The following is a 23,365-nucleotide window of genomic DNA, read 5'->3' as shown; positions in this document are numbered from 1 at the left end:
TAACGCCGCATCGCGTCAGATGATCCATTGCGCATCATGGCGGAAACGGCGCATGTTTCCTCCGTCTTTCTCCGTCATTCCGCGCCGCGACGAAGTCGCGAGCCCGGAATCTCGAGATTCCGGATTCGATGCTTGCGCATCGCCCCGGAATGACGGGAAGTGAAGCAAAAAAGAAATGGGGAGGTGCCGGATGCAATGGAAGGTCGGTCGGGTCAAGATCACCAAGGTGGTGGAATTGGAGACGGTCGGCTCGACCCGCTTCATCCTGCCGCTCGCGACCAACGAGGAGATCCAGAAGCTGCCCTGGCTGATCCCGCATTTCGCCACCGACGAAGGCCGGCTGAAGATGTCGATCCATTCGCTGGTGGTGGAGACGCCTTCGCGCCGCATCGTGGTCGATACCGGGCTCGGCAACGACAAGCAGGGCCGCAACGTTCCGACCTGGAACAACCGCAGCACGCCCTTCCTGGAGACGATGAGCGCGGCCGGCTTTGCGCCTGACAGCATCGATACCGTGCTGTGCACGCATCTTCACGTCGACCATGTCGGCTGGAATACGAAGCTGGTGGACGGCAAATGGGTGCCGGCCTTTCCCGAAGCGCGTTACGTCTTCGGCAAGACCGAATACGAGCACTGGCGCGACCACTCCACCGAGCCGGACAAGGCGGCGGTGTTCAACGATTCCGTGCAGCCGATCGTCGATGCCAGCCGGGCCGATCTGATCGCGAGCGACCACCGGCTCTGCGAGGAGATCAGCATGATCCCGACCCCGGGCCACAGTCCCGGCCATATGAGCATTCTCATCCGGTCGGACGGCGAACAGGGCCTGCTCACCGGCGACGTCGCCCATCACCCTTGCCAGATGGCGCACCTCGACTGGTCCTCGACCGCCGATTCCGACCCGGGCCAATCGGCCAGGACACGACGGGAATTGTTCGGCCGCTTTGCCGACACGCCGACGCTGGTGATCGGCGGACATTTCGCGGCCGGGCACATCGAGCGGGAGGGGGACGCGTTCAGGTTCGTGGCGCTGGGGTGATGGCCGTGTCCCGGACGCGGTGCAGCGTGCAACGCTGCTCCGCCGAGCCGGAACCCAGTTCGCTGCAACCTGGGTCCCGCCTCTGCGTCGCGTCATTTCATGCCGCGCCGCGTCCGGGACACGAGGCCAAGACCGCCCACGAATTTCGAGGGCTGCAATGCGCCGCCTTTCGGCGGTTGAATTTCCAGCCGCCCTGTTCCATGAAGCTATTAACCGATCGGTCCAATCCCAAGGGAGAAACGAGAATGAAGCTTGTTCGTTACGGCGAGAAGGGTGCGGAAAAGCCCGGCCTGATCGACAAATCCGGCCAGTTGCGCGACCTCTCCGCGCATGTGAAGGACCTCACGGGTGAGGCCTATTCGCCGGAGAGCCTGAAGAAGCTGGCAGGCCTCGATCCCGCCTCGCTGCCCGCCGTCTCCGGCAAGCCGCGGTTCGGCGCTCCGGTCACCGGCATCTCGAAATTCGTCGCGATCGGCCTCAACTATTCCGACCATGCCAAGGAGACCGGCGCCGACATTCCGAGCGAGCCGATCATCTTCATGAAGGCCAACACCTCGCTGTCCGGCCCGAACGATCCGGTCGAGAAGCCGCGCGGCTCGACCAAGCTCGACTGGGAGGTCGAGATCGCCGCCATCATCGGCACCCGCGCCAAGTACGTCTCGGAAGCCGACGCGCTGAACCATGTCGCCGGCTATTGCGTCTGCAACGACGTCTCCGAGCGCGCCTTCCAGATCGAGCGCCTGGGCCAGTGGACCAAGGGTAAGTCGCACGACACGTTCGGCCCGCTCGGACCGTGGCTCGCGACCAAGGACGAGATCAAGGACGTGCAGAACCTGTCGATGTGGCTCGACGTCAACGGCCAGCGCCGCCAGACCGGCTCGACCAAGACCATGATTTTCTCCATGGCCAAGTGCATCTCCTACGTCTCGCAGTTCATGACGCTGCTGCCCGGCGACGTCATCACGACCGGCACCCCGCCCGGCGTCGGCCTCGGCATGAAGCCGCCGACCTTCCTCAATGTCGGCGACGTCGTCACGCTCGGCATCGAGGGCCTCGGCGAGCAGAGGCAGGAGATCGTGGCGGCGTAAGGCGCACGCACATCATACGTCGTCATGCCCGGGCTTGACCCGGGCATCCATGTCTCACAGTCTGACCACGACGCGACGCGTGGATGGCCGGGTCAAGCCCGGCCATGACGGAGGAAACACCGTTCGCATACGATTGATTGCAGGGAATAGTCCCCATGAAGCTCACCTTCTCCCCCGCCTCGCCCTTCGCCCGCAAGGTCCGCATCGCCGCGATCGAGCTCGGGCTGATCGACAAGATCGAGTTCACGCCCGCCAGCGTCGCGCCGGGCACGGCCAACGAAGATTATTCGAAGATCACGCCGCTGAAGAAGCTGCCGGTGCTGATCACCAATGACGGCGACGTCATCTTGGACTCCTATGTCATTGTCGAATATCTCAACGAGATGGCCGGCGGCAGCCTGATTCCGGATTACGGCCCGCGGCGCTGGAAGGCCAAGACCAATCACTCCCTGATCAACGGCATGCTCGATTCCATGCTGCTGTGCCGCTACGAGAAGATGATGCGGCCGCAGGGCCTGCAATGGCAGGCCTGGTCGGACGATCATTGGAACAGGGCCTGGACCGGCATGGCGCGCTTCGAGAACATGCCGGAGGTGCTGAACGGCCCGTTCGATATCTCGCAGATCGGCCTCGTTTGCGTGCTCGGCTATGCCGATTTCCGCTTCGCCGATTGCGGCTGGCGCAAGGCCTATCCGAAGCTCGACGCCTTCCATCAGAAGATGCTCGAGCGTCCTTCCGTGAAGATCTCGGTGCCGCCGGCCGCGTAACAGCTGGAGTTGTCATGAGCCTGAAATTCTCGGTCGGCGATCTCACCATCCATCGCATCATCGAGCAGGAGACCTCGTTCGTCCCGGCGCTGGAGATGCTGCCGGGATTGACGGCGGAGGTGCTGGCCGAGAACCGGGCGTGGATGCGCGAAGCCAAGGCGCTGGACGAGCAGGATGTTCTGCTGCTGTGCTTCCAGTCCTACGTGGTGAAGACGCCGCACCACACCATCCTGATCGACAGCTGCATCGGCAACGACAAACCGCGGCCGCAGCGGCCGAAATGGAACATGAAGACCGACGACACCTATTTGCGCGCGCTGGGTGCCGCCGGGTTCTCGCCTGACGACATCGACTTCGTGATGTGCACACATCTGCATGTCGACCATGTCGGCTGGAATACGCGGCTGGAGAACGGCCGCTGGGTGCCGACCTTCCCGAAGGCACGCTACCTCTTCGCCAAGCAGGAATTCGACCATTGGTCCGCGCAGAACGCGAAGGCGGAAGTCCCACCCTTCGCCGACAGCGTGCTGCCGGTGGTCGCGGCCAACAGGCACGAGCTCGTCGGCAACGACCACGAGATCGGCGACCACGTCCGCATCCTGCCGACGCCGGGCCACACGCCCGGCCATATCGCGATCACGATGGGGCGCGGCAAGGACGATGCGGTGTTCTCCGGCGATCTCATGCACTCGCCGCTGCAGACGCTCTATCCGGAGCTGTCGATCAAGTTCGACGTCGATCCGGCCAAGGCGGCAACGACGCGCCGCAGTTTTCTCGAGCGCTATTGCGACACCGACACGCTGTGCTGCACCGCGCATTTTCCCTCGCCCTCGGTGGGCAAGATCCGGCGCAAGGGCAATGCGTTCGTGTGTGCGGCGGTTTAGCGAGATGCCGTAGGGTGGGCAAAGCTTCCGCCGTAGCTCGAAGAGCGAAGGCGGATGCGTGCCCACGATTCCGTGCATTGTGAGAAATGGTGGGCACGGCGCTTTGCGCCTTTGCCCACCCTACGATACTGCCCGTGTGGAGAACATCATGACTGCACTCCCCGACGTTCCCCTGCCCGCCGGCATCCGCTCGCGCTATGTCGAAGGCGTCAACGGCTTGCGCATGCATGTGCTGGAGGCGGGCTTCGAGACCAAGGGGCGGCGCTGCATTCTCCTGCTGCACGGTTTTCCTGAACTGGCGTTCTCCTGGCGCAAGGTGATGCCGGCGCTCGCCGCGGCCGGCTATCACGTCATCGCGCCGGACCAGCGCGGCTATGGCCGCACCACGGGCTGGAGCGCGGATTACGACGGCGATCTTGCGCCGTTCTCTCTGCTCAACCTGGTGCGTGACGCGCTCGCCCTGGTGTCGGCGTTCGGCTACAGGCAGGTCGACGTGGTCGGACATGATTTCGGCAGCCCGGTCGCGGCCTGGTGCGCGCTGATCAGGCCCGACGTGTTTCGTTCGGTGACGCTGATGAGCGCGCCGTTCGGCGGAGCGCCGTCGCTGCCCTTCAACACCGCAGACGCGCCAGCCAGGCCTGCAGCCGAAGATCCCGTTCATCGCGAACTGGCCGCGCTGCCGCGTCCGCGCAAGCATTATCAATGGTACTACTCGACGCGCGAGGCCAACGCCGACATGCTCCGCGCGCCACAGGGCGTGCACGATTTCCTGCGCGCCTACTACCATCACAAGAGCGCGGACTGGATCGGCAACAAGCCCTACCCGCTCGGGTCATGGTCGGCAGGTGAGCTTGCGAAGCTGCCGACCTATTACGTGATGGACCTGAACGAGACCATGGCGGAGACGGTTGCGAAAGAAATGCCGTCGCCGGCGGCGATCGCCGCCAACCAATGGCTGCCGGACAGCGAGCTCGCCTATTACAGCGCCGAATATGGCCGCACCGGATTCCAGGGCGGGCTGCAATGGTATCGCTACGGCACCTCAGGCATGCTGAACAGCGAGATGCAATTGTTCTCCGGCCGCAGCATCGACGTGCCCTCGTGCTTCATCTCGGGCAGGCAGGATTGGGGCACTTACCAGCGCCCCGGCGTGTTCGAGGCGATGCAGGCGCGCGCTTGCACGAAAATGCTCGGCTGCCATCTCGTCGACGGCGCCGGCCATTGGGTGCAGCAGGAGCAACCGGCCGAGGTTAACCGCCTGCTACTCGACTTCCTCGCAAGAGCGCGCACGGCCTGATTTGACCTGGGAACAGCGGCCTCCTATATAGTTTAGAATAATTCTAAACTGAGATGACAGGGCCGCCGTGAAGAATTTTGCCGATCTGACCGAGCGCGAGGTGCTGGCGGTCGCGATCTCCTCCGAGGAGGAGGATAGCCGCATCTACATGACTTTCGCCGAGGACTTGAAGGAGCGCTATCCGGACTCGGCGAAATTGTTCGAGCAGATGGCCGAGGAGGAGCGCGGCCACCGGCACATGTTGCTAGAATTGTACGAGCAACGCTTCGGCCCGCATCTGCCGCCAATCCGCCGCGAGGACGTCAAGGGGTTCCTGCGTCGCCGTCCGGTCTGGCTCACCAAGAACCTGTCGCTCGATGCCATCCGCAGGGAAGTCGAGACCATGGAGATGCAGGCGGAGCGCTTCTACGTGAAGGCCGCCGAACAGGCCCAGGACGTTGGCGTGCGCCGCCTGCTCGGCGACCTCGCCGAAGCCGAGAAAGGTCACGAGGAGACCGCCGCCAAGCTGACGGGCCAGATCCTGAATTCCGATGCCCGCGCCGAGGAGGATCGCACCAACCGCCGCATGTTCGTGCTGCAATACGTGCAGCCCGGACTTGCCGGCCTGATGGACGGCTCGGTCTCGACGCTGGCGCCGCTGTTCGCGGCCGCCTTCGCCACCCACCAGAACTGGCAGACGTTTCTCGTCGGCCTTGCCGCCTCGATCGGTGCCGGCATCAGCATGGGCTTTGCGGAAGCGCTGTCCGACGACGGCTCGCTGACCGGGCGCGGCTCGCCCTGGCTGCGCGGCGTCACCTGCGGCGCGATGACCACGCTCGGCGGGCTCGGCCACACCGCGCCCTATCTGGTGCCCGACACCTGGGCCAACGCGTTCTGGATCGCAACGGCGGTCGCCTGCGTCGTGGTGTTCTTCGAATTGTGGGCGATCGCCTTCATCCGCTCGCGCTACATGGATACGCCGTTCCTCCAGGCCGTGTTCCAGATCGTGCTCGGCGGCGCCATCGTGCTCGCGGTCGGGATATTGATCGGGGCCGCGTAGACGTTTCCGCACCCACTGTCATGCCCCGGCTTGTCCGGGGCATCCCTACGCCGCGACCTATCGGTTCAACCACAGCCTTCTCTGGAATACTGGATCGCCCGGTCAATGCCGGGCGATGACACCGACTTTGTTGTTGGCCGTGCCGCTACGGCTCGCAGCATATCAATCTCCATCAAACAGCCGTTGCGAGATCCGGCCAAACTGCGCACCATCCTTCAACAACCGGAACAGGAGACGCGCCGTGGCCAAATCGGAATGGAGTTTCAAGAGCGCGGTCGGGCTGTCGGCCGCATTGAGCGCGAAGAAGGTCTCCGCGGTCGAGCTCACCCAGGACGCGATCGCCCGTATCGAGCGTCACGACGGCAAGATCAACGCGATCTGCGTCCGGGATTTCGATCGCGCCCTCGGTGCCGCGCGCGAGGCGGACGCCGCCTTGGCTCGCGGCGAGCGCAAGCCGCTGCTCGGCCTGCCCGTGACGGTGAAGGAATCCTTCAACATCGCCGGCCTGCCGACGACCTGGGGATTCCCGCCGCAGAGGAATTTCAAGCCTGCCGAAGACGCGTTGCCGGTGGCACGCATCAAACAGGCTGGCGGCGTGATCCTCGGCAAGACCAACGTGCCGGTAGGCCTCGGCGACTGGCAGAGCTACAACGACATCTACGGCACCACGAACAACCCCTATGATCTCGGCCGCACGCCGGGCGGATCGTCCGGAGGATCGTCGGCGGCCCTCGCCGCAGGTTATTGCGCGTTCGCCACCGGCTCCGACATCGGCGGCTCGCTGCGGGTGCCGGCCTTTCATTGCGGCATCTTCGCGCATAAGCCGACTCTCAATCTCTGTCCGGCGCGCGGCGAGACCCCGCCGCCGTTTCCGGCAATTCCGCGCGAGGACGACCTCGCCGTCATCGGGCCGATGGCGCGCACGGCAGCCGATCTCACCTTGCTACTCGACGTCCTGGCCGGTCCGGAACCGCTGGACGCCGGTGTCGCCTACAAGCTCGAGCTGCCCGCTGCACGGCATCATTCGTTGCGGGACTTTCGCGTCCTGGTGATCGACAGCCACCCGCTGTTGCCGACCGATGGAGACGTCCGCGGCGCGATCGACAGGCTCGCAACTGATCTGTCGAAGGCCGGCACGCGGATCGCGCGCGAGAGCGGTCAGCTCCCGGAGTTCGCGGAGACGTCGCGGCTCTACATGCGCATGCTCCTGAGCTTCCTCGGCGCCTTCTTCCTGCCCGATGAGCTTGCGGATGCGCAGGCACGGGCGAGCCAGCTTTCGCCCGAGGATCGCAGCCTCGGTGCGGAGCGACTGCGCGGCATCACCGCAAGCCACCGCGCCTGGGTACTCGACGCCGGCGCCCGCGCCGGCCTGCGTGCACAATGGCGCGCGCTGTTCAAGAGCTTCGACGCGGTGATCTGCCCGATCATGCCGACGCCGGCCTTTCCGCATGACCATTCGCCGGATCAGAACCTGCGGCGTATTAGCATCGACGGCAAGGACTACCCCTATTCCGATCAGCTGGCTTGGCCGGGGATTGCGACGTTACCCGGCCTGCCTTCGACGGCCGTTCCGTTGGGCCTGTCGAAGGGCGGCCTGCCTGTCGGCGTGCAGATCGTCGGCCCATGGCTGGAGGATCGCACGCCGCTCAAGCTTGCCGAACTGATCGAGCGCGAGTTCGGCGGGTTCGTGCCGCCGAAGATGTTCGATGATTAGCCGCCCGTCTTGGCGAGAAGCTCTTGCAAGGCAATCAGGAAATCCGGCCGCGCTGCTCGATTGGATGGCTTCGGTTCCGCCTTTGCTCCTCGATCTACGGCGGAGACGTCGCTCGCGATGATCGAGAAGACAATATCGAGATTCCGGCTCGCGCTCCGCACGCCCGGGAATGACAGGGCGGGATTCGATGGCCGTCCGTAAAGCAATCGCTAACCAAACAATCTTTTCCCAAGCATCGGGCAAACTGCACATCTGAGATTTATACAACTGGCAATTGTTCGTCCGTCAAGACTGTAAGCCGCGAAATACCGTCAGGAGTCTTCAACCGCGAGGGCGTCGCGACAATGCGCTGCGAAGCTCGAAGTGCTCGTGAACCTGGCGGAGGGTACCGCTCGAATCCTGGAATGATTGCGTGACGAACGACACGATCGAGATAGGCGCGCTCCGCAATCCCTATCATCGCGTCAATGCAGGCCGATCGCTCCCCGAGAGATGGCGCATTCCGACCGTCCTCATGCTGGCGTGTGGATTTGCGGGCCTTGGATTCCGCTACCTCGCCCGGGAGCACACCAACAGCGACGCCGTTCAGTTCCTGATCCCGTGGTACACTTTTGCTCGGGATCACGGTGTTGGCGCGCTGGCCGAGCCCTTCACCAACTACACCCCATTCTACAGCTACCTCCTGCTGATCGCCGCCTCCTTTGATTGGCTCGGCCAGCCGCTTTCGCTCGTGAAGACTATCTCGGCGATATTCGAGCTCGGTTGCGCGATCGTCGTTGCGCAGATGGTGTGGCGAGCAACAAGAGTGCCATTGCGCGCGTCCATGGCCTTCTGCTCGGTTTGGCTTGCACCGACGGTGCTCTTCAATGGAGCGATGTGGGGACAGGCCGATTCGATCTGGACCTTCTTCGCGCTGCTGTCCGTGGCGTTGTTCATGCGCAACCGAAATGGCGTTCTGCCTTTCGCAATAGGCTGCTCGGTGAAAGCGCAGGGCGTATTCCTGGGACCGTTCGTGCTCGGCATGATCTTGCGCCGCAAGATTCACCTGGCGTGGCTTGCAGCCATTCCGGGAGCCTATGCGATCCTCGCCATCCCCGTTCTCGTTGCAGGCCGATCTCTGGTCTCCGTGCTCGGCGTCTATCTCGGCCAAGCCAGCACATTTCATCACCTGACCATGAATGCAGCGAACGTCTGGGTGTTCGCAGGAGGAACGCCCTACACAGTCGGAGTCGCCATTGGTCTGGTGCTCGCGGCAGCGAGCGGGCTTGCCCTATCGATCTTCATCGCACAGTCCAAGCGGACCGGGCCGGAGTTCATTCTGCTCGTCGCATGCGCATCGCTCATTCTGATGCCGTACCTGCTTCCGAAGATGCATGAGCGCTACTTCTACGCGTTCGAGCTTGCGAGCATCGCCCTGGCCTGCATCAACCTGCGCTATCTGCCGTTTGCGGTGATTGCCCAGGTCGACGGCGTGCTGTCCTATCTTGCATTCGAGAGCGAGATCGTCATGGGCCTGTTGCCGGCGGCGCTCTGCAACACCTTCTTGGTGTTCTACCTCGTGCTCGATCTCCGCCAGGGCGAACGTGGATTTCGCCTTCCCAAACTGGCCTGGCTTGGCTTCATTGCGTCGACGGCAGGATTGTTCTCCTATTTGCTGTTCGCAGGTGCCGGCCTGAACATATCCCCTGCCTATATGCTCGCCGCCGGCCTTGCCGCGCTCATGACGCTGCTGCTCATAAAGGAGTCGCGCGCCTGATCGGGCGCGGCATCAGCCGTGCTAGCTGTCGAACATGATCACGCTGCGCAGCGTCTTGCCGGCCTTCATGTTGGCAAAGCCTTCGTTGATCTCGTTCAGCTTCAATTTCGCCGAGATCCAGTCCTCCAGGTGCAGCCGGCCGCGCAGGTAGAAGTCCACCAGGCGGGGCATGTCGACGCGAAAATGGTTCGAGCCCATCGACGAGCCCTGGATCCTGCGCTCGCGCAGGAAGTCGAAGCCGTGCAGCTCGATCTTCTGGCCGAACGGGATCATGCCGACGATGGTGGCGGTGCCGCCGGAAGCGAGCATGCCGAACGCCTGCTCGGCGGTCTCCTTGCGGCCGAGCACCTCGAACGAATGATGCACGCCGCCATTGGTGAGGTCGCGCACCTGCTTCACGACGTCCCCGTCGGCGGGATTGATGATGTCGGTGGCGCCCAGCTTGGTCGCGAGCTGGAGCTTGGCCGGATTGGTGTCGATGGCGATGATGCGGCCGGCGCCGGCGATCTGCGCGCCGTTGATCGCGGCCATGCCGACGCCGCCGCAGCCGATCACAGCGACCGTCTCGCCCGCCGTCACCTTCGCCGTGTTCACCACCGCGCCGTAGCCGGTGATGACGCCGCAGCCGATCAGCGCGGCGAGATCGAGCGGCATCTCTTTGCGGATTTTGACGATGGCGTTCTCGTGCACCAGCATCTGCTCGGCAAACGACGACAGGTTGAGGAACTGGTGCAGCTTCTCGGGCTTCGACCATTGCATCCGGTTCGAGACGCCCGGCAGCATCTTCACCGTGGTATCGGTGCAGAGCACGGTGCGGCCGGTGGTGCAATTGTCGCAGGTGCCGCAAAACACTGACAGGCAGGTGACGACGTGGTCGCCCGGCTTGACGTAGGTCACATCGGAGCCGACCTGCTCGACGACCCCTGCGGATTCGTGCCCGAGCACTGCGGGCAGCGGATGCGGATAGAGTCCTTCCATGAAGTGCAGGTCGGAATGGCAGAGACCGGCGACCGCCGTGCGGATCAGGACCTCGCGTGGACCCGGCTTCGGCAGGCTGACATCCTCGATGACGAGCGGCTGGTTGACTTCATGGAGGACGGCGGCCTTCATCGGTGTTTCCTCGTCATCTTTGTTTCATTCGTCGTCGACTCTACACCTCTCCCTACGGCAGAGGTGTACTGCGCTCGCTGCAACTCTTAGCCTACGCCGCCAGAACCAGTTCGCCAACCTCGCTCATGCCGGCGTCGCGATCCCCAAGCAGCAGCTCAGCAATCCTCGCCTGCGCGGTATTTTCCGTCAGCCGGAACGGGTCGTTCGGCGACACCCTGTGGTCGATGACGAGCCGCGAGAGCAGCAGGCGGCGCGCATCGCCGCGCATGTCGTGGATGCGGTGCGCTTCCCAGGCGAGCGCAACCGCGCTGGCGACATGATAGAGCAGGCTGGTGGCGCGGCGGGCATCCGCCTCGTTCTCGGACTTGCTCGCGACCTCGCGCGCGAAGCTGACGGCGCGATCGGTGAGGTCGCGCAAACGGTCGCGCCAGGCCTGCGGCACCGACGCACTGTCATCGAGCCGGGCCTGCAGATCGGCCGCGAGCGCGGACTCCGCGCCGTGCCGGCCGACCGCGCGCCGGAGCGCATCGATGGCCACTATGTTGCCGGTGCCTTCCCAGACCGAGCCGAGATGCGCATCGCGCAGCAGCCGCGCGGTGGCGAACTCCTCGATATAGCCGATGCCGCCGCGCATCTCGAGCGCATCGCCGCAGACCTTGCGCGCATCGCGGGTGGCGCGGAATTTCAGCGTCGGCGTGAGGATGCGCAGCAGCGCCGCCGCATCCTGGCTGCCGGCTTCGGCGCGGTCGAGCGCGTCCGCGGTGAGGAAGCTCATCGACAGCGCCTGCTCGACCGGCAGCATGATCTTCAGCATCTGGCGGCGGCCGAGCGGCAGGTCGATGATGCGGCTGCCGAACACCACGCGGTTCTTCGCGACTGTCATGGCATCGTGATAGGCGCGGCGCATCAGCGCGGTGGACTTGACGCCGTTGGAGAGCCGCGAGGAGTTCACCATCTCGGCCATCTGCACGAAGCCGCGGTCGAGCTTGCCGACCGCGTAGGCGATCGCGCCTTCCAGCTTGATCTCGCCCGAGGCCATCGAACGGGTGCCGAGCTTGTCCTTGAGACGCACGATCCGGTAATGGTTCTGCGCGCCGTCGTCGAGGAAGCGCGGCATCAGGAACAGGCCGACGCCGCGCGTGCCGGGGCCGGCGCCTTCAGGACGCGCCAGCAGCATCACGACCTTGGCGTCCGCATTCGAGCAGAACCATTTTTCACCATAGAGGCGCCAATGGTCGCCCTCCTGCACCGCGCGTGTGGAGAGCGTGCCGACGTCGGAGCCGCCCTCCTTCTCGGTCATGAACTGGCCGCCCTGCGTCAGCTTGCTCATGTCGGTCGAGGTCAGGCCGTCCAGATATTTCGCCTTGAGCGCCTCGCTGCCGAAATTCGCCAGCAGCTTGGCGCAGCCGTCGGTGACGTTGATCGGGCAGCCCATGCCAAATTCGGTCTGGTTGAACAGGAAGGTGAAGGCATGCTTGGCCACCACGGGATACTTGTCCGGCCAGCCCATGATGCCCTTGCGGATGGAGAGCGCGTGAATGCCGAACTCGCCGAAGGCGGCGTTCTCCAGCTCGCGATAGGCCGGGTGATATTCGATCGACTGCACGTCGCGGCCGAACTTGTCGCGCTGGTGCAGAATGGGCGTGTGCCGGTCGGCAAGCCGCGCGCATTCGTCGAGCCTGCCGCCAGCGAGCTCGCCGAGCCGGTCGAGATGCGGCTCGATGTGGCGAAACAGCGGCTCCGGCAGATGGATACGCAAGAGATCCGTCAGCGCGGGATCGGCGCGGTAGAAATTCATGCCTGTGGTATCTGGCGCCAGCAGGCCGGATGGCTCGGCCGCGACGTTGTTCGGCTGTGCTGGGGCCGGCTTGTGCATTGTGGTCCTCTATCGTTTCCGCCGTGCGGACATTTTGCGCTGATTTGGCGCTTGCCGCTTGGGATGATGTCGATCATGCTCCAGCCGCGGAGAGCGATAAAGCCGCAAATTGTCAGGGAGGCATGATCGCCGTGAAGGAGCAATTCGCTCTGCGGAATTGTGATCGCGCCGGCTGGTTGTTCGCGTCGGCGTACATAGATCTACGGCTCCCATCCCAAGAGATCACGCCATGGAACATCCGAAATACAAGATCGCCCTCATCGTCGGCGCCGGCGAAGGCCTGAGCGCGTCGCTGGCGCGGCTGCTCTCCGCGCAGAATATTCGCCTGGCGCTGGCCGCGCGCAAGATCGAGAAGCTTGGCGCGCTCTGCAGCGAGACCGGCGCAAAGGCCTATGCCTGCAACGCGGCGGATCCGGAGGAGGTCGAGCGGCTGTTCGGCCTGGTCGAGCGCGAGATCGGCACGCCCGACCTCGTGGTCTACAATGCCAGCGGCCGCACGCGCGGGCCGTTCGTCGACCTCGTGCCGGCCGACGTCGCCAACGCGATCGCGGTCAGCGCCTATGGCGGTTTCCTGGTGGCGCAACAGGCCGCAAAACGCATGCTGCCGAACAGGCACGGTGCGATCCTGTTCACCGGCGCTTCGGCCAGCGTCAAGGGCTATGCGCAGTCGGCCTCGTTCGCGATGGGCAAGTTCGCGCTACGCGGACTGGCACAGAGCCTGGCGCGCGAGCTGTCGCCGCAGGGCATTCATGTCGCGCATTTCGTGATCGACGGCGGCATCAGGAGCGCGGCGCGGACGGAGGCCGCGGACAGACCGGATTCGATGCTCGACCCCGGTGCGATCGCGCAGAGCTATTGGAACGTCTTGCAGCAGCCGCGCAGCGCCTGGAGCTGGGAGCTGGAGCTGCGGCCCTGGGTGGAGAATTTTTGAGGCGAGCTGCCGTAGGGTGGGCAAAGGCGCAAAGCGCCGTGCCCACGATCTCGGCGAAATTGCGCAAAAGACGTGGGCACGCTCCGCTTTGCCCACCCTACGAGAGAAGGGAGAGAGCGAACATGACCACGGAAACCAGCATCGACACCGGCACCAACGAGCTCCTCTGCGTCATCCGCGACCGCGTCGCCGTCATCACGCTGAACCGGCCGGAGGCGCGCAATTCGCTGTCGGACGCGCTGACGCCGGCGCTGCGCACGATGATCCGGACCTGCGGCGAGGATCGCGAGGTCGGCGCGCTGCTGCTCACGGGCGCGGGCGAGGCCTTCTGCGCCGGCGGCAACGTCAAGGGCATGGGCGCGCATCGCGATCCCAAGAAGCTCGAAATGTCCTTCGACGACAAGGTCGCCGATCTGCAGGAGCGGCAGCGGCTGCTGACCGGCGCGCTGGTGTCGGTGCGCAAGCCGACCATCGCCGCCCTGCCCGGCCCCGCGGTTGGCGCCGGCCTTGCCATCGCGATGGCCTGCGACATCCGCATCGCCGCACAATCGGCCTTCGTCGCCACCGGCTATGCCCGCATCGCGCTGTCGGGCGATTACGGCATCGCCTGGCTGCTGACGCGGCTGGTCGGCACCGCGCGGGCGCGCGAACTGATGTTCACCGGCGACCGCGTCGATGCCGCACGGGCCGAAGCGATCGGGCTCGTCAACCGTGTCGTGCCCGACGACAAATTGCATACCGAGGCGTTCGCGCTGGCCAAATCGCTCGCTGAAGGTCCGCGCCTCGCGCTGCGCTACATGAAGGACAATCTCGACGAGGCCGTGCTGTTCGACTTCGAAACCGCGCGCGACCACGAAGCCGAGCGGCTGGTGCGCCTGACCACGACCGCCGATCACAAGGAGGCGGTGCAGGCGTTCATCGAGAAGCGGAAAGCCGTGTTTACGGGGAAGTAGCCAGTCATCCGAATCCCGGATTGCGCTTCGCTCCATCCGGGCTACGAAAAAACGCCCGGCGCTGGTTTCACCAGGCCGGGCTTCTCAGTTGTGTCAGGCCGAGGCTGAGGGGCGTTCGGCCTGACGGGAAAGGGCGGCGAGGCGCCAGCTCGCGCAGGGGATGTCTTTCGGCGCGACCGAGATATCCTTGCCGAAGCGCACCAACTTCCAATCGTCGGGATGATTGACGAATGCGAAGCCGGATTTGCGCGCGAGCGACACCATGGTCTCGTTGGAGCGCAGCGTCTCGCCGAACATCTGCTCGGCACCAAGCGCGGCGGCGCGGCATTCGAGGTTATTCATCAGCGCGGTGGCAATGCCGTGGCCCTGCCAGCGGTCATGGACCGACAGGCCGAATTCGAGCGTCGCGGTTTCGGCATGCAGCGCATAGCGCGCCTCGGCGACGATGGTCTCGAAGCCGTCGACCAGCATGGTTGCGACGATCGTAAAGCGCTCGCGATCGCCGATCTGGAGGAAGTCGCGCAGCAACCCTTCCGGCAATTCACTGACGGCGCCGAAGAAACGGTTGTAGCGCGAGCGGGTCGAGAGCGAGCGGAAATAGTGCTGGAGCTCCTCGGTATCGCGCGGCTCGACGAAGCGGACGTTGAGCGCCTCGCGGTGCCGGGTGCGCAGCGTGTCCGAATATTGCTTCAGGTCTTCGAGACGAAGGGTGCCCATGACACATGCCCATATGGGAAAGGGAGCGCCGGCGCCCCTGTGGTCAGGCGGCGCCGGCCTGGCGGCCAATCAGGCCCGCCAGAAGGGTTTCTCGGCCTCGAAGGCGATATCGGACCAGGACAGTCCGACGTCCTGGAGATCGCGTGCGGTCCATTGCGTGAGCTCGCGCCGGGTCCGGTAGCGCTCATGCCAGACGTGAAGCGTCTCGCCGATCTGCTCGATCAAGCCAGGCGCATGATGATTTGTCATCGAGTTGTGAGTCAAAGTAGACATTTCGAGCTCCTAGAGCTAACCTGACCGCTAATATCTGCTTCCTGGTGCACTGCGACAAACGACAATTTGTACCTTTTCGCATGAAATAACGTCATGTATCCTGCCGCCAAATGACTGCCAGATTGCCGTCCCTGAACGGATTGCGGGCGTTCGAGGCTGCCGCGCGCCATCTCAGCTTCACGCTGGCAGCCAGCGAGCTGAACGTGACGCAGACCGCGATCAGCCATCAGATCCGCAGGCTCGAGGAGGAGCTCGGCATCCGCCTGTTCATCCGGCAGAACCGCGCGCTGGCCCTGACGCCGGAAGCGCGCGACTACCTGCCGGGCGTTCGTGCCGCCTTCAACGACCTGCGGCTTGCGACCGACCGGCTGCTGCGCAAGGACGACGACAAGGTGCTGACGGTCTCGACGCTGGCTTCACTTGCCGCGAAATGGCTGCTGCCGCGGCTGAGCGATTTCCAGGAGCAGCATCCCGGCCTTGATGTGCGCATCACCACCTCGACCAGCCTCGTCGACTTCCAGCGCGACAATGTCGATGCCGCGATCCGCTACGGCCGCGGCCAGTGGCCGGGCCTGCGCGCCGATTGGCTGATGGCGGACGAGCTGTTTCCGGTGTGCAGCCCTTCGCTGCTGCACGGCGACAAGCCGCTGCGCCGTCCGGAGGATCTGCGCAACCACGCGCTGCTGCACACTTCGAGCACCAACAGCGACGACTGGCGGCTATGGCTGACCGCGGCGGGCCTGCCGGCCGACATCGCCAGGCATCCCGGCATCACCTTCGACATGATCTTCATGACCATCCAGGCCGCGATCGACGGCATCGGCGTGGCGATGGGGCGGACCTCCTATGTGCAAGACGACATCGCCAAGGGCCGGCTCGTGGTGCCCTTCAAGATCGCACTGCCGGCCGATGCCGGTTTCTACCTGGTCGCCCCGGAGGGCCGCCGCGAGGCGCCGAAGCTGACCGCGTTCAGGCAGTGGCTGATTGCTGCCACGCAGAACAAGGCGTGAAGAAAAACAGCGGCTTCGGCCCGCCCGGATATCATTCCGGGGCGCGCGTAGCGCGAACCCGGAATCCATTTTTGCCGCCGTTCCGCTGTACGATGGATTCCGGGTTCAGCCCTGCGGGCTGCCCCGGAATGACGGCGAGAGTTACAGCTCCACCACCACGTAATCGCTCTCGACGCTCACCGGGATCGTCTCGGCGACATAAGGCCCCTTCACCACCTTCGCACCCGGCTCGACATGGGCCGGATAAGCCTTCACGCGGAAGCGGCGGGGGTCGCAATAGGACTGGCCGGTGCGGATGTCGAACTCCCAGCCGTGCCAGGGGCAGCGGATGATCTCGCCGAGCTTGGTGTACTCGATCTCGCCGGGATTGCTGGACTGCGCGAGGCCGATCAGCGGACCCTCGCACAGCGCCGCGCCCTGATGCGGACAGCGGTTCATCAGGCCGAAATATTCGCCCTTGATGTTGAAGACCGCGATCGGCCGTCCGTCGATCTCAAGGAATTTTCGCGTGCCCGGCGGAAGCTCGTCGACCGGCGCGATGACGTGTCTCGCCATCAGGAAATGCCGTACAGCTTCTTGGCATTGCCGAGATAGAATGCCTCGCGGTTGGCCTCGCTGACGCCCGCCGGCAAGACGCGCGAGGGCTCGTCATAGTCCCAATGCGGATAGTCGGTCGCGAACAAGAGCCGGTCCCAGCCGATCCAGTTGATGACGTCGAACAGATCCTCGCGCCGCTCCGGATCCTCCATCGGCTGCGTGGTCCACCACACCTGCTCGCGGATATATTCCGAGGGTGGCCGCTTCACGTGCGGCACCTCGCTGCGCAGGCGCTGCCAGGCCTTGTCGAGCCGCCACGCCAGCGATGGCGCCCAGCCGAAGCCGGCCTCGATCATCACCATCTTCAGCTTCGGGAAGCGCGCGAACACCCCTTCGAGCACGAGACTCGCCAGCGCCGATTGCTGGCACTGCGAATGCCCGACCATCTCCTCGATGTAATAGGAAGGCCAGCCCGACGGCGTGATCGGATTGCCGCCGAAGCCAAAGGCATGCACGCCGACGGGCAGGCCGGCTTCTTCCGCGGCCTGATAGATCGGCCAATAGCGGCGCTGGCCGAGTGGCTCGACATTGCGGCTGAGCAGCAGCACCTGCACGAAATTCTTGTCGCCGGCGCGCTCGCGGATCTCGGCGGCCGCCGACAGCCCATCCTCATTGCCGACGACGATGGACGCCTTCAGCCGCTTGTCCTTGCTGGTCCATTTGTCGATCTGCCAGTCGTTGATTGCCGAGCACAAGGCGGCCGACAGCTCGTGATTGCGGATGCCCTGCCCGGTGTTGAGCGGATTGAGCACGCCCAGCTGCACGTTGTTGGGATCGAGCAGCTGCTTCTGCATGAAGGACAGCGAGGATCCCTGCGGCCCGCCCTCGGGCGGATAGGCGTCGCGGCGCGAGGCGTTGGGCTGCGCCTTGGGGTAAGGCGGGCCTTCCATCATGCCCTGATAGGCATGGACGCCATAGACCTCGAGATGATGCTGCCAGCGTTTGGCGAGATAGGGATAGAGCTCGGTGCGGGTGGCGCGGGCCGGATGGATGTCGCAGTCCGCGATCGCGGTCTTGGCGGTCAGGGGGGACGCGGCTTCTTGGTTCTCGCGGAACTGGATATTCATCGCCTTGCCTCCTCTGGCAGCGGGCTCATTTCAGGCGGGGATAGGTTGCATGCGGATTGTCGATCATGATCTTGCGCACGAGATCGGGGGACAGACCTTCGGGCAGCGCGTCCTGGCCGTCGAATTGCCAGTGCGGATAGTCCGTGGAGAATAGGACCAATTCGTCGGACTGCATATGCTCAAACAGGCGATTTAATGTCGCCTCATCCGGCGGTGCATCAAATGGCTGTAACGAGAAGCGGATGTTGCTGCGCACAATGTCCAGCGGCGCGCGATCGACCCACGGCGTCTCCATCCGCACGCCGCGCCAGAACTTGTGCAGCCGCCAGAGATAGGGCGAGATCCAGGAGACGCCCGATTCCAGCATCACCATTTTCAGGCGCGGATATTTGGCGAACACGCCCTCGACGATCAGGCTGGTGAGCTGGGTCTGGAACGCCTGAGCCTGACCGACATAATCCTCGATGTGATAGGAACCCCATCCCACCGCGGTCGGTGGATTGTGATAGGCGGAACCGGCGTGGATGCCGACGGGTAGTTCCAGCCGCTCCGCGGCCTCGTAGATCGGCCACAGCGCGCGCTTGCCGAGCGGCGTGTCGCCCATGACAAGCATCAGCACCTGCACGAAGCGCTTGTCCGGCGCACAGCGCTCGATCTCGGCCACGGCTTTCTCGACGCTTTGGGTGGGAATCACAATCGAGCCGCGCAGCCGCGGATCGCGATCGAGCCACTCCGTCACGAGCCAGTCGTTCAACGCACGGCAGAAGGCCGCCTGCATGTCCTCGGAGAACACCATCTGCACGCCGTAGAGCGGATTGCAGATGGCATGCTTGAGCTGGAAGGGATCGAGCACGTGACGCTGCATGTCCTCCAGGCTCTCGCCGGGCTTGCCGCTCTCGGGACGCCAGTCGGGCCGCGCCGTGATCGGCGACCTCTCGGGATAGGATTGCGAGATGAGGTCGACCATGCCGCGCGTCGTCACCTGATCGCGCCAATAATCGTTCAGGTAGGGCAGCAGGCTGGTCAGATGCGGCACGGCCGGATGCACATCGCAATCCACCCCGCCGGCGATCAGGGACGCCATGACGTCTCCCTTCTCACGTTTCCTCGCTTGTCTTTTCTGTCCCCGCCATTCAATCAGGCCTGCCGGTCGCCCGCAACTCGGCCAAGGCTTCCGGCATATGCTAGGAAGGCGCAGCTCGGTTGCGGGAAACGAGAGGTTCAGGGAATGAAAGAGCTCGTCGGCATTGCGGAACAGATCGCCGCCAAACTGATCGCGCGCAAACAGACCATTGCCGTCGCCGAATCCTCCACCGGCGGCCTGATCGCCGCGAGCCTGCTCGCGGTACCCGGCGCGTCCGCCTATTTCCTCGGCGGCGCGGTGGTCTACACCCGAGACGCCAGGCGCGTGCTGATGGATATTTCGGACGAAGGAATGAGGGGTTTCCGCTCCTCGTCTGAGCCCTACGCACAGCTGCTGGCCGGACAGATGCGAACGCGCTTCGGCAGCGACTGGGGCCTGTCCGAGACCGGCGCAGCCGGCCCCACCGGCAACCGTTACGGCGACGCGGCCGGCCATAGCTGCATGGCGGTTGCAGGGCCTGTGTCGGAGGTGATGACGCTGGAGACCGGCAGCAATGACCGGTACGGCAACATGCAAATGTTCGCTGCGGCGACGCTGAAGCTGCTGTTGCGGAAATTGGAGGGCTAAGCTGCTACTCGCCTTGAATGAGCCGGGGCGGCCTCGCCACCAACACCACTGTCATCGCCCGGCCTCGACCGGGCGATCCCGTACTCGAGACGGCGCGGCTGGAATCGAGAAGCCGCGGAGTACTGGATGCCCGCCTGCGCAGGCATGACGGCGGAGAAAGCGCTACGGCTACCGTCCCAAATGCCGCATGAAGATCCGCACCACATATCCCTGCACCCGTGGCGCTTCATCGTAGACATCCGACGCGATCCGCTCGATGGTCTCGCGCAGCGACAGGAATTGCGCCTGACGCGCGCTGCTTTCGGTGCCTTGCATGCCCGCGAGCTCGTCCATCGCGGCGTCGCTGATCTGGCAATGCACGACCTCGCCGTCGTTCAGCATGGTGAAGCGAAAGGCCAGCCGTTCACGGTCGTGGCCGATGATCCTGTCGCGCGTCAGTGGCATCAAGTCGTCCCGGTCGAGCACCCCCGCGACGGACAATGCTGAAAATCGCTCCGGTTGTCAGCAGCAAAGAGCAACTTCGCCCTACTGGAACGCCACCTCGGCAAAGCTGCGAAGCTTTCGCGAATGCAGCCGCTCCGTTTCCTGCTGCTTGAGCCGCTCCAGCGCCTTCAGGCCGATCTCGAGATGTTGGCCGACGCGGCGGCGGTAGAATTCGCTGGCCATGCCGGCGAGCTTGATCTCGCCGTGCAGCGGCTTGTCGGAGACGCACAGCAACGTGCCGTAAGGCACGCGGAAGCGGTAGCCGTTGGCGGCGATCGCGGCCGATTCCATGTCGAGCGCAACGGCGCGCGATTGCGACAGGCGGCGGATCACCTCAGGCCCGGAGATCTCCCAATTGCGGTTGTCGACGCTCGCCACCGTCCCCGTCCGCATCAGGCGCTTGAGCTCGAAACCTTCGAGGCCGGTGACGTCCTCGACCGCCTCTTCGAGCGCGACCTGCATCTCGGCCAGCGCCGGAATCGGCACCCACGGCGGCAGCTCGCGGTCGAGGACGTGATCCTCGCGCACATAGCCGTGCGCGAGCACGTAATCGCCGAGCCGCTGCGTGTTGCGCAGGCCCGCGCAATGGCCGAGCATCAGCCAGGCGTGCGGGCGCAGCACGGCGACGTGGTCGGTGACGTTGCGCGCGTTCGACGGACCGGTGCCGATATTGATCAGGGTGATGCCGCGATAGCCCGATACGACCAGATGGAACGCCGGCATCTGCGGCATGCGCGCGGGCGCGATGCCGCTGATCGCGCCGCCGCTCTGCGTGATGACGTTGCCCGGCGTGACAAAGGCATCGAGGCCGGCCTCTCCCGACTGAAGGCGCTGCTGACAGAGCTGCGCGAAAGCGTCGACGTAGAACTGGTAATTGGTGAAGATCACGAAGTTCTGGAAATATTCGGGATCGGTGCCGGTGTAATGATAGAGCCGACGCAGCGAGTAATCGACGCGGGCGGCGCGGAACAGCGACAGCGGCTCGGCCGCACCGGGCCGGAGCTCAAAGGTGCCGTCGGCGATGGAATCGTCGATGGCGGCGAGATCCGGCACGTCGAACGCATCGCGCAGCGATCGCGCGACGGTCGAATTCTCGCTGGTGGTGATGGCGGCCTCGATATTGATGTCGCGGCGATAGGCGAAATGGATCGGGATCGGCTCGGCCGATTCGCCGATCTCGACGGGCACGCCGTGATTCTGGATCAGCAATCCGATCTGCTCGACGAGATAGCTGCGGAACAGATCCGGCCGCGTCACGCTGGTTTCATGCACGCCGGGCCCGGCGACGAAGCCGTAGGCAAGGCGCGAATCCAGCCGTGCATGCGTCGCGGTGGTGATGCGCACGAAGGGATAATAGGCCCGCACCCGCGTGGTAACGGCCTCGCCGCCGACATAGGCCTCGAACCGCTCGCGCAGGAATCTTGTGTTGCGCTCGTAGATCTCTTCGAGACGGGCGACGGCGAGGCCGGCGTCGGAGAAGGATTCAGTGGCGATGGAGGGAGGAGATTGCATTGTTCGACCGCCGGGTTATTTGAGCTTGAGTCGAACTATAGCAAAGAAGGCGGTGCCGTAGGGTGGGCAAAGCGAAGCGTGCCCACCGATATGCTCATCGTGGGAAAGATCGTGGGCACGGCGCTTTGCGCCTTTGTCCACCCTACGAGACTGGATTGCTTCGATACGCTCGAAATGACGGGTGAAAATGACGCGCTTTCGCGCGTCATTTCTCCCTGAACGCGCGCATCAGCTGGTCGTGCAGCGGCTTCATCAGGTAGGACAGCATGGTGCGGTCGCCGGTCTGGACGAAGGCTTCCACGGGCATGCCGGGAATCATCTTGACGTCGCCGAGGCGGGCGATCTCTTCCGCCGGCATCGAGACGCGGATGGTGTAGTAGCTCTGGCCGGTGCGCTGGTCGGTGGTGACGTCGGGCGAGACGCGGCTGACGAGGCCGTTGAGCTCGGGCGTGGTGCGCTGGTTGAATGCGGACAGGCGCAGCAGCGTCTTCTGGCCGATCTGGAGCTTGTCGATGTCGACCGGATTGACCTTGGCCTCGACCTGGAGGTCGTCGGTCTGCGGCACGATCAGCATGAGAGCGTCGCCGGCGGTGACGACGCCGCCGACCGTGTGCACGTTGGATTGCAGCACCATGCCGTCCTGCGGCGCGCGGATGTCGATGCGGCGAAGCTGGTCTTCGGCGGCGACCTTGCGCTCGATCAGCTCGCCGATCTTGTCGTTGGTCTCGCGCAGATCCTTGGAGACTTCGCTCACCACGTCCTTGTCGACCTGGATGATCTGCAGCTCGGTCTCGGTGATCTTGCCCTTGGCCTGGGCGCGCGCGGCGATGTACTGCGCGCGCTCGCCGTTGAGACGCGCCGAGTCGCGTTCGAGCTGGGTCAGGCGCGAGAGCTGCACCAGACGCTTGTCGTAGAGATCGCGCACGCCGGTGAGCTCGTTCTGCACCAGCGCGATCTCCTGATCCTTGGCCTTCTCCTGGGCGCTGAGACCGGCGATCTCCTCGTTGAGCTGGGTGATGCGCTCGCGCAGCTGCGCCTTCTGTCCGGCACGGCCGTTGACGCGGACGTCGAACAGCTTGGTTTCGGCGGAGAGCAGCAGCTTGACGTCGGGATCGCCAGCGCGGTCGAGCAGGGTTTGCGGAAATTCGATCCTGTCGACACCGCGCTGCTCGGCCTGCAACCGGGCCGCGCGCGCCTGCGCGGCATCGAGATTCTTGGTGACGATGGCAAGGTTCGCTCTGGTGACGGTGTCGTCGAGCCGCACCACGATGTCGCCGGCCTTGACCAGGTCGCCGTCGCGGGCGCGCACCTCGCCGACCACGCCGCCGGTCGGATGCTGCACCTTCTTGACGTTGGATTCGACCACGATCTGGCCCGGCGCGATCAGCGCGCCCGAGATCAGCACGGTCGACGCCCAGCCGCCAAGACCGACGACCAGCACCAGCACGATGCCGAGTCCGAGCAGCAGGTGAAACTTGATCGAGTCCCGGACGGTGTTTTTCGCGGCAGGCTTCGGGCCGCCGATGGCCATCGTGCTCATG

General features: G+C 64.6%; 22 protein-coding genes. 12 read left to right on the top strand and 10 right to left on the bottom strand.

Annotated elements, in window-relative coordinates:
* Positions 1 to 190 precede the first annotated feature (190 nt).
* From WI560_RS03615 to WI560_RS03580, 8 genes are all read left to right on the top strand, one after another.
* Entirely contained in the window at positions 191 to 1,039 is an 849-nt protein-coding gene (locus WI560_RS03615; RefSeq protein WP_375306929.1) for an MBL fold metallo-hydrolase, read from the top strand.
* A gap of 245 nt (positions 1,040 to 1,284) precedes the next feature.
* The gene (locus WI560_RS03610) at positions 1,285 to 2,127 is read left to right on the top strand and encodes a fumarylacetoacetate hydrolase family protein (protein ID WP_126259631.1); all 843 of its coding nucleotides are present in this window, start codon (positions 1,285 to 1,287) and stop codon (positions 2,125 to 2,127) included.
* A gap of 155 nt (positions 2,128 to 2,282) precedes the next feature.
* Positions 2,283 to 2,894, top strand: a complete 612-nt coding sequence (locus WI560_RS03605) for a glutathione S-transferase family protein (RefSeq protein WP_375306928.1) — start codon at positions 2,283 to 2,285, stop codon at positions 2,892 to 2,894.
* Positions 2,895 to 2,908: 14 nt separating this feature from the next.
* Positions 2,909 to 3,778, top strand: a complete 870-nt coding sequence (locus WI560_RS03600; protein ID WP_375306927.1) for an MBL fold metallo-hydrolase — start codon at positions 2,909 to 2,911, stop codon at positions 3,776 to 3,778.
* 148 nt (positions 3,779 to 3,926) lie between these two features.
* A complete protein-coding gene (locus WI560_RS03595; RefSeq protein WP_375306926.1) occupies positions 3,927 to 5,075 on the top strand; it encodes an alpha/beta fold hydrolase in 1,149 nt (382 codons plus the stop codon).
* Between the two features lie 67 nt (positions 5,076 to 5,142).
* Positions 5,143 to 6,114 (top strand): iron exporter MbfA, encoded by a 972-nt coding sequence (gene mbfA, locus WI560_RS03590; RefSeq protein ID WP_375306925.1) that lies wholly within the window; start codon positions 5,143 to 5,145, stop codon positions 6,112 to 6,114.
* Positions 6,115 to 6,355: 241 nt separating this feature from the next.
* Positions 6,356 to 7,828: an amidase gene (locus WI560_RS03585; RefSeq protein WP_375306924.1), complete on the top strand. Its 1,473-nt coding sequence runs from the start codon at positions 6,356 to 6,358 to the stop codon at positions 7,826 to 7,828.
* 412 nt (positions 7,829 to 8,240) lie between these two features.
* Positions 8,241 to 9,584, top strand: a complete 1,344-nt coding sequence (locus tag WI560_RS03580) for a hypothetical protein (RefSeq protein WP_375306923.1) — start codon at positions 8,241 to 8,243, stop codon at positions 9,582 to 9,584.
* Positions 9,585 to 9,605: 21 nt separating this feature from the next.
* Here the strand turns inward: WI560_RS03580 and WI560_RS03575 are convergent, their stop codons facing one another.
* Positions 9,606 to 10,694, bottom strand: a complete 1,089-nt coding sequence (locus WI560_RS03575) for a Zn-dependent alcohol dehydrogenase (RefSeq protein WP_375306922.1) — start codon at positions 10,692 to 10,694, stop codon at positions 9,606 to 9,608.
* 91 nt (positions 10,695 to 10,785) lie between these two features.
* Positions 10,786 to 12,570 (bottom strand): acyl-CoA dehydrogenase family protein, encoded by a 1,785-nt coding sequence (locus WI560_RS03570; RefSeq protein ID WP_375306921.1) that lies wholly within the window; start codon positions 12,568 to 12,570, stop codon positions 10,786 to 10,788.
* Positions 12,571 to 12,799: 229 nt separating this feature from the next.
* On the opposite strand from WI560_RS03570, the gene WI560_RS03565 reads away from it, so the two are divergent.
* Together WI560_RS03565 and WI560_RS03560 are read left to right on the top strand one after the other, a co-directional pair.
* The gene (locus tag WI560_RS03565) at positions 12,800 to 13,501 is read left to right on the top strand and encodes an SDR family NAD(P)-dependent oxidoreductase (protein ID WP_375306920.1); all 702 of its coding nucleotides are present in this window, start codon (positions 12,800 to 12,802) and stop codon (positions 13,499 to 13,501) included.
* A 122-nt stretch (positions 13,502 to 13,623) separates the two neighbouring features.
* Positions 13,624 to 14,454 carry an enoyl-CoA hydratase gene (locus WI560_RS03560; protein ID WP_375306919.1) on the top strand — a complete coding sequence of 277 codons (831 nt, stop codon included), beginning with the start codon at positions 13,624 to 13,626 and terminating at the stop codon, positions 14,452 to 14,454.
* Positions 14,455 to 14,547: 93 nt separating this feature from the next.
* Here the strand turns inward: WI560_RS03560 and WI560_RS03555 are convergent, their stop codons facing one another.
* Positions 14,548 to 15,171, bottom strand: coding sequence for a GNAT family N-acetyltransferase (locus WI560_RS03555; protein WP_375306918.1), 624 nt, complete (start codon positions 15,169 to 15,171; stop codon positions 14,548 to 14,550).
* 69 nt (positions 15,172 to 15,240) lie between these two features.
* Positions 15,241 to 15,444: a DUF1127 domain-containing protein gene (locus tag WI560_RS03550; RefSeq protein WP_257176233.1), complete on the bottom strand. Its 204-nt coding sequence runs from the start codon at positions 15,442 to 15,444 to the stop codon at positions 15,241 to 15,243.
* Between the two features lie 110 nt (positions 15,445 to 15,554).
* On the opposite strand from WI560_RS03550, the gene WI560_RS03545 reads away from it, so the two are divergent.
* The gene (locus WI560_RS03545; protein WP_257192755.1) at positions 15,555 to 16,454 is read left to right on the top strand and encodes a transcriptional regulator GcvA; all 900 of its coding nucleotides are present in this window, start codon (positions 15,555 to 15,557) and stop codon (positions 16,452 to 16,454) included.
* A gap of 141 nt (positions 16,455 to 16,595) precedes the next feature.
* Here WI560_RS03545 and WI560_RS03540 read toward each other — a convergent pair whose 3' ends face one another.
* The 3 genes from WI560_RS03540 to WI560_RS03530 are packed head-to-tail and all read right to left on the bottom strand — an operon-like array spanning position 16,596 to position 19,202.
* Positions 16,596 to 17,009 (bottom strand): Rieske (2Fe-2S) protein, encoded by a 414-nt coding sequence (locus WI560_RS03540; RefSeq protein WP_375306917.1) that lies wholly within the window; start codon positions 17,007 to 17,009, stop codon positions 16,596 to 16,598.
* The gene (locus WI560_RS03535; RefSeq protein WP_375306916.1) at positions 17,009 to 18,118 is read right to left on the bottom strand and encodes an amidohydrolase family protein; all 1,110 of its coding nucleotides are present in this window, start codon (positions 18,116 to 18,118) and stop codon (positions 17,009 to 17,011) included. Before WI560_RS03535 ends, WI560_RS03540 begins: the two co-directional genes overlap by 1 nt.
* 25 nt (positions 18,119 to 18,143) lie before the next feature.
* The gene (locus WI560_RS03530; RefSeq protein ID WP_375306915.1) at positions 18,144 to 19,202 is read right to left on the bottom strand and encodes an amidohydrolase family protein; all 1,059 of its coding nucleotides are present in this window, start codon (positions 19,200 to 19,202) and stop codon (positions 18,144 to 18,146) included.
* A gap of 144 nt (positions 19,203 to 19,346) precedes the next feature.
* Between WI560_RS03530 and WI560_RS03525 the strand changes: the two genes are divergently transcribed.
* On the top strand, positions 19,347 to 19,829 hold the full coding sequence (locus WI560_RS03525) for a CinA family protein (protein WP_375306914.1): 483 nt from the start codon (positions 19,347 to 19,349) through the stop codon (positions 19,827 to 19,829).
* 168 nt (positions 19,830 to 19,997) lie between these two features.
* Here WI560_RS03525 and WI560_RS03520 read toward each other — a convergent pair whose 3' ends face one another.
* The 3 genes from WI560_RS03520 to WI560_RS03510 form a co-directional block, all read right to left on the bottom strand.
* Positions 19,998 to 20,273, bottom strand: coding sequence for a DUF1488 family protein (locus WI560_RS03520; RefSeq protein ID WP_375306913.1), 276 nt, complete (start codon positions 20,271 to 20,273; stop codon positions 19,998 to 20,000).
* An 81-nt stretch (positions 20,274 to 20,354) separates the two neighbouring features.
* Complete coding sequence (locus tag WI560_RS03515; RefSeq protein ID WP_375306912.1) at positions 20,355 to 21,824, bottom strand: AMP nucleosidase; 1,470 nt, start codon at positions 21,822 to 21,824, stop codon at positions 20,355 to 20,357.
* A gap of 205 nt (positions 21,825 to 22,029) precedes the next feature.
* Positions 22,030 to 23,364, bottom strand: coding sequence for an HlyD family type I secretion periplasmic adaptor subunit (locus tag WI560_RS03510; RefSeq protein ID WP_257176225.1), 1,335 nt, complete (start codon positions 23,362 to 23,364; stop codon positions 22,030 to 22,032).
* Position 23,365 lies beyond the last annotated feature (1 nt).

The sequence above is a fragment of the Bradyrhizobium sp. A11 genome, from assembly GCF_042077125.1.
GTDB classification, from domain to species: domain Bacteria; phylum Pseudomonadota; class Alphaproteobacteria; order Rhizobiales; family Xanthobacteraceae; genus Bradyrhizobium; species Bradyrhizobium japonicum_B.
Note: the sequence above shows the minus strand (reverse complement) of the source record. Positions and strands in the feature narration are given on the sequence as shown.